This is a genomic window from Actinophytocola sp. (assembly GCF_035712165.1).
Classification (GTDB): Bacteria; Actinomycetota; Actinomycetes; order Mycobacteriales; family Pseudonocardiaceae; genus DASYTH01.
Map to the genome: position 1 here is coordinate 15,022 of NZ_DASTBH010000020.1, position 12,141 is coordinate 27,162.

Here is a 12,141-nt window from a genome sequence, read left to right on the forward strand (position 1 = left end):
TCAGTTGTTGATCAGATCGAACTCTTCCCAGGGGCCGACCGCGGTCCGGTTGGCGATCAACGGGCCGGCCCCGGCGTTTTCCGCGGTGACGAACATGTTGTTGGCCTGCGCCCGGAGGCTGACCGAGCCGTCCGGGTTGCGGATGAGCTGGAACGTCTCCCATCCGCCGATGGCGGTGCGGTTGGCGATCAGCGGCTGGGCACCGGCCTGCTCGGCGCAGACGTACATGTTGTTCGCCCGGGCCCGCAGGGCGACGTTGCCGCCGCCGCGGTCGATGAGGTCGAACTGCTCCCACGGCCCCACGGCGGTCCGGTTGGCGATCAACGGGCCGGCCCCGGCGTTTTCCGCGGAAACGAACAGGTTGTTGGCGTGCGCCCGCAGGCTGATCGTGCCGTTGCCGCCCGTGCGGGCCAGACCGATCCGGGCCGCGCCGAGCTGTTTGGCCGTGCTGGCCGGACTCCCGGTCAGTGCGGCGAACGGCTGGGCGTTGGTCGGCGACGCGGTGCGCTCGACCAGGTAGGAACCGCCGGCCTGGGCGGGGATGGTCAGCGTCGCGGCGGTGGTGGGAGCGACCACCGTGGCCCGGGTCCGGCCGTCGACGACGGTCACACTCTGGCCCGGCCACGGGCTGCGCACCGGGAGCTGTTGCGTGGCGCCGGAGTTGATTCCGACCGTGGCCGGCACTCCGCTGAACACCTGCACCGACACCCTGGTGTTGTGCGCGATGGCCACGGTGCCCTCGCCCGTCCAGTCGCCCGGCCAGGACGGGGCGATCCGGACCAGGCCGTCGTAGGCCTGCACCAGGCCGTCGGCGACGGTCGCGGCCAGCACGCCGAGGTGCTCGATGTAAGGCTCCTGGGCGGGCTGCGCGGTGAAGCTGGCCAGACCGGACGGGTAGACCTGGTACCTGGTGATCGCGGCCAGCAGGGCGGTGCGCATCTGCGCCGGCAGCCCCAGCCGGGCGGCGTGCAGCGCGTCGAAGCTCCAGCTGTTGCTGTTGACGTAGCTGCGGGAGGTGAACGTTCGCCGTCCGAGCGCGAGGTTGGGCCCGCTGTCACCGATCAGGTTGTACGGGAAGACCACCTCCAGGCCGATGTTCTCGCCGTTGCGCCGGGGCGCGGTCGGCTGGGTGGACAGGCCGATCATGGTGGTGCCGGCCGCGTCCGACGACGGCGCGAGGAGCTGGGTCTGGGTCGCGGTGTCGGTGCGCGGCCACGGTTGGATCTTCGGAATCGCCGCCTGGAGCTGGCCGACCAGGCCGGGGTCCTGGCCCAGGGTCTGCGCGGCCTGGATGGCGACCGGGAAGAACGCCTGCATGGCGGCGATGTCCGTGGTCGGATCGGTGACGCTCCACTGGGTTTCGTGGGCGTTGGAGCGGGTGTGCAGCCTGCCGTCCGAACCGGTGGTGGCGTGCGAGAGCAGGAACTGCGCGGCGCCGCGGATCAACGGGTAGTTGGCGGACAGGAACGACCGGTTGTCGGTGGCCAGGTAGTGCTGCCAGATCCACAGCCCGATCTCGGCTCCGGTGGTGACGTTCTGCGAGTTGAAGCTCGGCGCGATGATGGAGTCGCAGGAGGCGTTGTCGGTGCCGCCGTTGTAGGTGCCGTTCCCGTTGAACCGCATGGTCTCCGGAACGCACAGACCCTGATGACCTGGATAACGCTGCGTGGTCCAGGTCGCGATGTTGTTGACGTTGTTCGCATAGAGCCGGAATACCGGATCGTTCAGGCCGGCCAGGCCCGCGGAGAGGTTCGCCGCGACGAGCATGCGCAGGTTCCAGAACCAGTACCCGGACGGGAACCAGTCCTGATGGTCCTGCGAGAAGTTGAACAGGTCGGCCACGCCCGCCTGCGAGCCGGGCAGGGTGTCCCGGCTCTGCGCGGCGGACAGGTAGAGGAAGATCGTGCGGAGGTTCTCGACGTAGTCGCCGGCACCGTCCGTCGAAGTGATCTTGATCAGTCCGGCGGAGGCCCAGAAGTCGTGCCAGAACCGCAGCTGCCCGCTGCGCACGTCGGCCCCCGGCTGGGTGGCGTTGCCCAGCACCGCGTTCGTGGTGGCGATGGAGTCGCCGCCGGTCCAGGTGGGCGCGGCCACGACCACCCGGAACGAACCGTCGGCGTTGGGCTGGAACGACACCTGCGCGGTCCGGCTGTCCGGCGTGGATCCGGTGACGTTGCGGCCGGCGGCGGAGAGTCCGGCCAAGGTGCCGAACGTGCGCCCGGACGCGCCGGCTCCGTTGTTGTCCACGAAGGTCTCGGCCAGCGCGGCGACCGGCCCGGACGCCCTGGCCTGAGGTGAGCGGCCGCTCCACAGCCGCACCGCCGCGGTCTGGGTGGAGTTCGGGTCGGCGCCGGTGACGTCCACGACGAGCTGCGCGGTGTCCGCGCGGACGAACGCGGTCAGCGTCATGCCGCCACCGGACTCCCGCAGCATCCCGTCATAGAGATCCAGGCCGCCGGTGAAGTCGGCCGCGCCGGTGAGCCGGGCGAGGCCTGGGATCACAAGCTGGCCAGGAGATTTCCGGTCCGGGAAGGTGTCGTTGCGGTTGAGCTGGGCGGTGAACCCGCCCGCCGCCCACACCGCCGCGCCCAGCGTCCCGTTGCCCAGGGCCATCGAGTCGGCCGGTGCCGGGTTGGACCGGCCGAGCACGACATTGGAGCGCCGCACCAGGTTCGGCGTGTCCACCACGAACGAACCGTTCTGCCAGGCGGTGAAGCCGGGCGCGGCGGATGCGGTCGGTGCCGGTACCGCGGCGCCGGTGGCGGCCAGTGCAACGGCCACAGCGATTGCGGTCAGTCGAGCCATGACAAACCTCCTTCTGAGAGGCGGGCCGGTCAACCAATCAAGTCGAACTGCTCCCATGCGCCGATCGCTGCGCGGTTGGCGATCAGTGGATTGGCGCCGGCGTTGTCCGCGCAGACGAACATGTTGTTGGCGTGCGCGCGCAGGCTGACGCTGCCGTTGGCGTTGTTGACCAGGTCGAACTCCTCCCACGGCCCGACCGTGGCGCGGTTGGCGACCAGCGGGCTGGTGCCGGCGTTCTCCGCCGTGACGAACATGTTGTTGGCGTGGGCGCGGAGGCTGACGCCGCCGTCGGTGTTGTTGACCAGGTCGAACTGCTCCCAGTTGCCGATCGCCGCCCGGTTGGCGATCAACGCGCCCGCCCCGGCGTTCTCCGCCGTGACGAAGTTGTTGTTGGCACGCGCGCGCAGGCTGATCACCCGGTTGACCGGCGGCAGCCCGACGCCCGCGCCGGCGAACATGACCCAGTTGACGTTGAACAGGAAGCCGGGACCGGTCGCCCCTGCGGGGTTGCGCGCGACGAGGTAGAGCGTTCCGGTGCCGGCCGGCGGGTTGCTGAGGGCGACGGAGAAGTCCCGCCAGGTCTGCCAGCCACCGGTCGCGGTGACCGCAACCGAGGCGACCAGCGTCCCGGTGGGCGAGTTCCGCCGCACCTCAACCGTTCCACCGGCCGAAGCCGACGAGGCCCGGACCGTCAACCCGGTGATGTTGTTGAGTGCCAACGGGTCGAAGCTGAACCAGTCACCGTCCTGGATGAACGCGGCGCTGCTGCCGCCCTCCGAGGCGGCCTCGACCGTGACCCCCGGCGTGTCGTTGCCGCGCCCATCGGCGGTGCGTCCGGTGGCGGTGAAGAACTCCGCCTGCTTGTGCTTGGGCTGCAGCGTCACCTGGCCGCGCCCGGTCAGCGGGTTCGAGCCGCCCGTGCCGCCCCGGTCGGTGTAAGACGCCTCGATCACATAGAAGAGGTTGTCGTTCTCGCCGTGTCCGGCCGACAGCGTGGTCTGCACCCGAGCCGAGCAACCGGTGTACTGGTTGAGCGGGTGGCCGTGCGAGTCGTGGCCGAGGATGGCCTGGATGGACACCCGCGAGCAGTCGATCGCGCCGTCTTCGGGGTCGCTCGCCGAGACCGTCACGGTCACGCTCTCGCCGAAGTCGAAGAGCCCACCGGTGGGCGGCGCGCTGATGGTCACAGTAGGGATGGTGTTGCCCGACGTGATCTGCAGGCTCGCGGTGCCGGTGGCACCCGCGGCGTTGCGCACCGTCAGCACCACCGTGTGGTTGCCGGCGGCGAACGTGTGACTGGGGTTGGCCGCGGTGGACGTGCTGCCGTCGCCGAAGTTCCAGGAGAAGGTCAGCGATCCGCCGGACGGGTCGCTGGAGCCGGCGCTGGAGAAGGTGACGGCCAGCGGCGCCGGGCCGTTGGTGCGGTTGGCGCCTGCCTTGGCGGTCGGGCCGGCTGCGCCGTTGAGGTAGTCGATCCGGTCGATCTGGGAGTCGGTGTTGTCGCCGCCGAACCCGGAGCCCCATTCGATCAGGTAAAGGGCGCCGTCCGGGCCGAACTTGAAGTCCATCGGCTTGAGGAAGGTCATCGACGACAACATCTGGTCGATCGCAGTGACCGCGGTGCCCGCCGCGTCGAGCTGGAAGGCGAACAGCCGGTTCGACGTCCACTCGCCGAAGACTGCCCGGCCGTCCAGCTCCACCGGCCACTTGCGGCTGGAGCTCAGGCTCGCGTCGAAGCGGTAGACGGGTCCGGCGATCGGGCCGCCGCCCGACAGTTGCGGGAAGTGCGCCGGATCGGCGGCATAGTGGTAGTACACCTGCGCCGGGATCGCCGGCGGCAGCCGGGTTTGGCCGGTGTTGTTCGGCGAGTTGTTGGCCGGGCCGCCGGTGCAGTCGAACGGCGGGCCGGACGCGGCGGTGGCGAAGTCGAAGTCGTTGTAGGCCAGGTTGGGGCCGATGCAGTGGGGCCACCCGGCGTTGCCCGGCCGGCTGATCACGTCCCACTCCACGGTGTTCTGCGGGCCGCGGGTGGAACTGGCGGATCCCGCGTCCGGACCGAAGTTGGCCACGACCGGGAACCCGGTCCTGGGGTCGATGCCCATCCGGAACGGGTTGCGCTCGCCCATCTGGTAGATCTCCGGGCGGGCGTTGGCCGTGCCCGGGGCGAACAGGTTGCCGGCCGGGATCGTGTAGCTGCCGTCCGGCTGCGGGTGGATGCGCAGGATCTTGCCGGACAGGCTGTTCGTGTTGCCCGCGGTGCGCTGCGCGTCCCACGACGAGCGGCCGGCCCGCTCGTCGATCGGCGTGTAGCCGTTGGAGTCGAACGGGTTGGTGTTGTCGCCTGTGGACAGCCACAGGTTGCCGGAGGTCTTGTCGAACACCAGGCCCGCGCCGTGGTGGCAGCATTCGGCGCGCTGCACCGGCACGTCGAGCACGACGCGCTCGCTGGCCAGGTCGAGCGTGTTGCCGGTGATGGTGAACCGGCTCAGCCGGTCGACGCTGGTGGCCGCGGGTGAGTGGTACAGGTAGATGAAGTGGTTGCTGGCGAAGGCGGGATCCAGCGCCAGGTTGAGCAGGCCGGACTCGTTGGCGGTGAACACGTTCAGGTGTGCGGCGAGCACGGTTCCACCGGCCGGCTGGATGATCCGCACGTCGCCGAGCCGGTCGACGTAGAACACCCGGCCGTCCGGTGCGACGTCCAGCGCCATCGGGTTGGTGGTGTTGGTGTCCAGCGCCACCTTCTGGAACCTCGAGTCCGGCGGCACCGCGGCGCCCGCCACCGGGGCGTCGGCGAGCGGAATGACCAACGCGGGCAGTAACAACGCCGCCGCGGCGCCCAGTCGCGTCCGCCGAGGTGTGGAAGATCGAGCCATGGTGAAGCTCCTTCTTGCGGAGACGGCCAACGGAACCTCAGGGGACCGTGACGGAACTCAGCCACAACCAACTCGCCATCCGCACTGTCGGCTGGAACCCAACTGACGCAGCAAAATCCCGGCGAGGCGGACCAGTTCAGCCGACCAGATCGAACTCTTCCCAGGCGCCGACGGCGGTGCGGTTGGCGATCAGGGCGCTGTTGCCGGCGTTCTCGGCGGTGACCAGCCTGCCGTTGACCAGGGCCCGGAGCGAGACGCTGCCGTCGGGGTTGCGGATCAGCTGGAACGTCTCCCAGAGCCCGACCGCGGTGCGGTTGGCGATCAGCGGGTTGTTGCCGGCGTTCTCCGCGGCGACGATCCGGTTGTTGGCATGGGCCCGCAGCGCGATGTTGCCGTTGCCGGCGTCGAGCCGGTCGAACTGCTCCCAGGGTCCGATCGCGGTCGCCTTGGCGATCAGTGGTCCGGCGCCGGCATTGTCGGCCGAGACGAACCGGCCGTTGGCGTGCGCCCGCAGGCTGATCACGGTCGGCGGCGGCGGCGTGCTGACGGCACAGTCGGCCGGCACGACGCCCGCCACGGTCTGGATCCCGCCGAGCAGCAGGCGCAGGAAGTTGGCCTCGGTGAAGCTCTGCGCGGTGTGCCCCAGCGCGGTATACCAGGCCCGGCCACCGTCGAAGTTGTGGCACCAGGTGGTCGGATGATCGGCCCCCATGGTGCCGCCGGAGTAGGACGACTCGTCGACGGTGGTCAGCACGTGCACGTTCGGCCGGGGGTTGGTCTGGAAGTCGTACCACTCGTCGAACCGGGTGAACTGCGCCGGAAGTCCTTGCGTGGACGGATGATTGGGGTCCGCGATCCGAAGCAGCGCGTTCTGCTGCGCGGGATGCTGCCGGAAGTAGGTACCGACCAGTTGGCCGTACCAGGGCCAGCTGTACCCGCTGTCCGACGCGGCGTGGATCCCGACGAACCCACCACCGCGCTGGATGTAGCGCTGGAAGGCGTCCTTCTCGGCCTGGCTGCCGAGCGGGTCGCCGGTGGCGGACAGGAAGATCACCGCGCCATACTGCGCCAGGTTGGCGTCGGTGAACCGGGTGTCGTCCTCCGTGGCATCCACCGTGAAGTCGTTCTGCCGGCCCAGTTGCTGGATTGCCGCGATGCCGGCGGGAATGGAGTCGTGCCGGAAACCGGTGGTCTTGGAAAACACCAGCACCCGGAAGGCCGCGGCCGGTCCGGCCGCCGCCACATTCGTAGGTACGAGCGCCAGCATCGCCGCGGCCAGCACGGCGGCCATGCGCAGAGTCCGGGACAGCGTCGTCACAGGTACTCCTCGAGCGAAGGCAGGGGACACGCGGTGCGCGCTTCACTCCGAATTTGTTTGACGGGAGAACAAATTCGACCCTTCAAACATAGGACCTTTGCGTTCTGAGGTCAACGGCAAATCTTCGATGAAAGATCGCAAGAATCTGACCTGGATGCGCAAACACAGCACGACATGCACTCTGCACCACATCACAGCAGCTCAGCGCCGATGCACCGAGGCTTGGAGATGAACGCAACCGCATCGCCACTGGCTCGACAGACCGCCATACCCACCCGGCACTCCGCCCACTCCTCCTATGGCTTCACCCTAACGACCGCCTCCCCGGGCACCGTTGACTCAAGCGGGTAATGCCGCAGCTCGGCGTAGAAGATCTCCAGCGAACAGGTGCCGGCGCTGTCCGGTTCACCGGGCCCGTCGACTTTGGTCGCAGTGCACTGGTTTCGGTCCCTGGTAGGTCGATCACGGCAGGTTTCTCGGTGACCACCCTGTCGGACGCTGCCCGGCCTCGAGGTCACCCTCGCCTACGTGCGTGCGGAGCCGACGAGCAGGCCTGGCGGGCGCGCTGGCAACAGGCCTGCGCCGACCTCGCCGTGGGCCGAAACGACCGGGACGCCGAGCACCCGCAGCCGTTACGAGCGGTTCTGCTACTACAGCACGCTCAACTCGGGACTGGTGCGCGCGTGCGTGGGTCCCACCCGAAACTACGACACCACGTGGCAGTGCGACATGGACGTCTACACCCGGGGCAGGGTGCACGTCGAGCTTGCGCAGGCGAGCACGGTGTATTCGCCGCCTGTCTACATTCCGTGCAGGTAGCCCACTGACCTCGGTCGGGTTCGCCCGAACTGGGGGGCGGCGCTCAGCAGCAGGACGCCGGTGATGGTGACGCCGGTGAAACCGTTGCGCTGACGGAGTTCCTGCCGGATGACCGGGTGGACAGGCCGGCCGGGCGGGTCGCGTCCAGGGTCGGGTACACCGCCCAGGACAGCGTGACCAGCTTGGCGCCGGCCAGGATCGCGGTGCGATAGGGCGCCTCGTCGACGGTGCGCAGGGTGGACAGGCTCGTCCGCAGGGTGACCGGTCGGGCGTCGGTGTTCTGACTGGCCGAGGCGGAACCGAGGCCGAGGATGTGTTCCAGGGTGGCGGCCACCACGCGCGCCTACTGGGCCGAGACGAAGTTCCCGCCCAGGGTGCCCACCAGGCCGGCGTTCATGCTGTAGGACCGGCCGAACTGGTCCATGAGGTCGCCGGTTCGGCGGTAGACGTCCAGTACCGGCGCCAGGTTGACGTTCATGCCCACGCCGGCCAGGTTGTCGCCGGCTCCGGTGCCGGCGGCGCGCGCCTGGGCGGGCGGGTCGGCGGACTGCCCGATCTGCTTCGCGGAGAGCACCGGCTCGCCGGGCAGCCGGCGCACCTGGCCGCCCTCCTGGTCGGTCATCAGCAGCAGCGGCCGGTGGTCCGGGCTCTGTGCCGCGGTGTCCCGCAGTGGGCGCACCACGGAGCTGATCTGGCTTTCGTCTCACAAATGTCGCATTAGCGTCTCATTAATCGCCGCCGAGGTGCCGGTAGACCGTGGCGCGGGAGATGCCGAGCTCGGCGGCGATCTCGGCGGCGGTGGCGCCCTCGGCGTGGCGTAGTCGGGCGGCTCGGGCCATCTCGGGGCTGACCACGCTCGGGCGGCCCCGGGATCGGCTGGCCGCCGGGCCGGTCGTCCCGAGCAGCCGGCGGACCCCGTCCAGTACGGCGCGGCGCAGGTCCTCGGTGGGTGCGTCGGCGAACAGCACCACGGGGTCGCCCAGCATCGCGATCGCCTGGGCGGCCCGGACCTGGCGGACGAAGTCCGGTTCCGGCCCGGCCACCAGCGTGTTGGCCAGCATCATGCCGTCCCGGAACCGCCGGAACACCGCGCTGTTGCCGACCATCGCCAGATCCTGCAGGTTCATCCGGATGAGATGCCGGTGCGCCAGGAACACCTCGAGCAGGCGTTCCAGCGCGGTCCAGCGGACCGCCTCGGGATCGGGCCGCGCGGCGGCCGCGTCCGTCGCGGCGGTCATGTCGATCAGCATCGGCTCGGTCAGCGCCGCGAGGATGTCCGCCTTGCTGGGGAAGTGGTAGAGCACGGCGGTCTTGGTCACGCCCACCCGTTCGGCGATCTCCCGTACCGAGGTCGCGTGGAAGCCGCGGGTGCCGAACTCGGCCAGGGCGGCCTGAAGGATCCGGGCCCGGGTGTCGGGCGGCGCCGGGTTTTCGGGCGCTGGGTCTTCGGGCACCGGCCGATCCTACTCCCTTGCCTGACCTTCGGACAGGAAGCTACAGTGGGCTCCTGACCACTGGTCAGTTGATCGAAGGGGTGCGACATGACGAGCCGAACGGTACTGATCTCCGGGGCGGGTATCGCCGGGCCGACGCTGGCCTACTGGTTGGGGCGGCACGGGTTCGCGCCCACCGTCGTCGAGCGGGCGGCCGCGCCGCGCTCCAGTGGCAGCCCGGTCGACGTGCGCGGTCCGGCCGTCGCGGTGGCGCAGCGAATGGGAGTGCTGCCGGACATCCGGCGGGCCGGCACCGAGGTGACCGAACTGACCTTCGTCAACGCCGCCGGCCGGCGGGCCGGCCGGATCAACATCCGAGCCCTCCGGCGCGCCACCGGCAGTGGCGAGGTGGAGTTGCCGCGCGGTGATCTGGCCACCATTCTCCAGCGCGTTGCCCGTGAGCATGCCGAGTTCGTGTACGGCGACCGCATCACCGCGCTGCACCAGGACGAGCGCGGGGTGGACGTCACGTTCGAGCACGCCGCGCCGCGCCGCTTCGACCTGGTGGTCGGTGCCGACGGGCTGCATTCGGCCGTGCGGGCCCTGGCCTTCGGGCCGGAACGCGAGTTCGTCGAGCACCTCGGCATCTACGTCGCCACGGCGCCGCTGCCCGGTACCGAGAACCCGCACGCGGTGGTCCTGCACAACGTGCCGGGCCGGCTGGTCGCCGTGCACCCGTCCACCGGCGGCGCGCTGGCCTTCTTCGCCTTCCGTGGTCCGGAACTTGCCGGCTTCGACCCGAACGACACCGCGTCGCACAAACGGATACTGACCGGCGCGTTCGCCGGCGGCGGGTGGCGGGTGCCCGAACTGCTGGACCGGATGCAAGCCGCGGCGGACCTGTACTTCGACTCGGTGAGCCGGGTCAACCTGCGGCCGTGGTCGCGCGGCCGGGTGGCGCTGCTCGGCGACGCCGCGTCCTGCGTCTCGCTGTTCGGCGACGGCTCCACGCTGGCCATGACCGGCGCGGCCACCCTGGCCGACGCCCTCGCGGCGCACCCGGACGACCACGTGCAGGCCTTCCGGCGGTTCGAGGCGGAGCACCGGGTCCGGGTCGACCCCAAGCTGCACGGCATCGAACGGGCCTCCACCCTGCTCATCCCCGCCACCCGCACCGGAATCGTCACCCGCAACCTCCTCGCCAACCTCTGGCCACTCGGCGCCGCCGCCGGCTGGCTGACCCGAACCGCGGCACGATCCTCGCGACATGACTACGCGAACGTGGAACATGGCTACGCGAACGCGGGACATGGCTAGCGGAGAGGTGGGGCAGTACGCCGGGGCGGCGGGGGGTGGGGGGTGTCCCTATGGATCTTGTCAAGCGGGTTGTGCTGCGGGTGGGCGGTAGAAGGTCTTGTTGCGGAGCATGGCGAACAGGACGTCGCAGCGGCGTCGGGCGAGGCAGATGAGGGCGGCGTTGTGTTTCTTGCCTTCGGCTCGTTTGCGGTCGTAGTAGGCGCGGTTGACCGGATCGGACAGGGCGGCGAACGCGGCGAGGAAGAACGCGCGCTTGAGTTTGCGGTTGCCGGTTCGGGCGGGGTGCTCGCCCTTGATGCTGCTGCCGGAGCTGTGGGTGGTGGGGGCGATGCCGGCGTAGGCGGCCAGATGGGCGGAGGACTTGAACGCGGAGGCGTCGCCGATCTCGAGCAGGATGCGGGCGGCGGTCCTGACCCCGATGCCGGGCATGGAGGTCAGGACCTGGGCAAGAGGGTGCGCATCGAGTATCCCTTCGACCTCGCCGGCGACGGTTTTGCGTTGCTGGAGCACGGTCGTGAGGCTGTCGGCCAGTCTCGGCAGGACGGTGTCGGCGGCGGCGGTGCCGGGCACGACGACGGTCTGCTCGCCGAGTGCGACCAGGATGGCTTCGACCAGCTTGGTGCCGATGCGCGGGGCGTGTTGGGTGGCGATCGTGGTGAGCGTGTCGCGTCCGACCTGCCGGATGCCGGTGGGGCCGCCGCACTGGGACAGGATCGCCAGCACAGCGGGGTGGGTGATCTTGGGACCGATGACGCGTTCGAGGGCGGGGTGGATGCCGGTGAGCAGGCCGCGGATGCGGTTGCTGATCCGGGTGGCCTCGCCGGCCAGGTCGTCGTCGAAGCCGACCAGCACGTCCAGCTCGGCCAGCGCGTCGTCGCCGACAGCGACCTGGCGCAGCGTGTGCGGCAGGGTGCGGGCGGCGTCGGCGATGATGAACGCGTCGCGGGCGTCGGTCTTGGCGCGGCCGGGGTAGAGGTCGGCGATGCGGCGCATCGCCAGCCCCGGCAGGTAGGCCACCTGGTGGCCGCACGCCCGGGCCACGGCGACCGGCAACGCACCGATCGTGGCGGGCTGGTCGACGACGACCAGCAGCGGGCCGTGCTGGGCGAGCTTGTCGAACACCGCTCGCAGCTTCGGCTCGGTGTTCGGCAATGGCGCGTCATGCAGCCGCTTACCCGAGGTATCCAGCCCCACAGCGTGATGGGCGCCCTTACCCACGTCCAACCCGAGGAACACGCCGTAACCGCTTCTCAACGCACCACGTCTTTCATCGTCGCGTGTGGTCGCTGATCAGGCATCGACGGCCGGCACCCACGTTACGACGAGACCTACCCCCAGCCGGGGCGGCCGTGTCCCTATCAGCGGTCCCTCGATGCCACCAGGCCCGGTGACACCACCCCCCGGATCATGCAAACGACTGGGGGCATCAGTCATGCCGAGCCTGGCGACCACAGCCCTTGATCAAGAGCCACGAAGAAGGTAACGGGGGTTCACCGGCCGCGCGGCCGAGCTGCGGCGGCTGACCGAGTCACTGAGCGATGCCGGCGCGACCGCCCTGCCGGTCGCGGTGATCTCC

The 12,141-nt window shown here is 70.0% G+C and carries 8 protein-coding genes; 1 reads left to right on the forward strand and 7 read right to left on the reverse strand.

Features of this window, described 5'->3' with window-relative positions; genetic code table 11:
- The 6 genes from VFO68_RS00975 to VFO68_RS01000 all read right to left on the reverse strand — a co-directional run bounded on the left by VFO68_RS00975 (position 1) and on the right by VFO68_RS01000 (position 9,269).
- Positions 1-2,805 carry a fascin domain-containing protein gene (locus VFO68_RS00975; RefSeq protein WP_325156189.1) on the reverse strand — a complete coding sequence of 935 codons (2,805 nt, stop codon included), beginning with the start codon at positions 2,803-2,805 and terminating at the stop codon, positions 1-3.
- 29 nt (positions 2,806-2,834) lie between these two features.
- On the reverse strand, positions 2,835-5,678 hold the full coding sequence (locus tag VFO68_RS00980; RefSeq protein ID WP_325156190.1) for a PQQ-dependent sugar dehydrogenase: 2,844 nt from the start codon (positions 5,676-5,678) through the stop codon (positions 2,835-2,837).
- Between the two features lie 136 nt (positions 5,679-5,814).
- Positions 5,815-6,996: a ThuA domain-containing protein gene (locus tag VFO68_RS00985; RefSeq protein ID WP_325156191.1), complete on the reverse strand. Its 1,182-nt coding sequence runs from the start codon at positions 6,994-6,996 to the stop codon at positions 5,815-5,817.
- 862 nt (positions 6,997-7,858) lie between these two features.
- Positions 7,859-8,149, reverse strand: coding sequence for a hypothetical protein (locus tag VFO68_RS00990; protein WP_325156192.1), 291 nt, complete (start codon positions 8,147-8,149; stop codon positions 7,859-7,861).
- A 9-nt stretch (positions 8,150-8,158) separates the two neighbouring features.
- Positions 8,159-8,497: a glycoside hydrolase family 3 N-terminal domain-containing protein gene (locus VFO68_RS00995; RefSeq protein ID WP_325156193.1), complete on the reverse strand. Its 339-nt coding sequence runs from the start codon at positions 8,495-8,497 to the stop codon at positions 8,159-8,161.
- Between the two features lie 46 nt (positions 8,498-8,543).
- Positions 8,544-9,269, reverse strand: coding sequence for a TetR family transcriptional regulator (locus VFO68_RS01000; protein ID WP_325156194.1), 726 nt, complete (start codon positions 9,267-9,269; stop codon positions 8,544-8,546).
- 87 nt (positions 9,270-9,356) lie between these two features.
- Here VFO68_RS01000 and VFO68_RS01005 point away from each other — a divergent pair, with 87 nt between their 5' ends.
- Entirely contained in the window at positions 9,357-10,565 is a 1,209-nt protein-coding gene (locus VFO68_RS01005) for an FAD-dependent monooxygenase (protein WP_325156195.1), read from the forward strand.
- A 60-nt stretch (positions 10,566-10,625) separates the two neighbouring features.
- Here VFO68_RS01005 and VFO68_RS01010 read toward each other — a convergent pair whose 3' ends face one another.
- Entirely contained in the window at positions 10,626-11,819 is a 1,194-nt protein-coding gene (locus VFO68_RS01010) for an IS110 family transposase (RefSeq protein WP_325156196.1), read from the reverse strand.
- Positions 11,820-12,141: the final 322 nt, after the last annotated feature.

Excerpts from the sequence above, each read along its gene's own strand:
- VFO68_RS00975 (WP_325156189.1), bottom strand. The coding sequence starts at position 2,805 with ATGGCTCGACTGACCGCAATCGCTGTGGCCGTTGCACTGGCCGCCACC.
- VFO68_RS01005 (WP_325156195.1), top strand. The coding sequence starts at position 9,357 with ATGACGAGCCGAACGGTACTGATCTCCGGGGCGGGTATCGCCGGGCCG.
- VFO68_RS00980 (WP_325156190.1), bottom strand. The coding sequence starts at position 5,678 with ATGGCTCGATCTTCCACACCTCGGCGGACGCGACTGGGCGCCGCGGCG.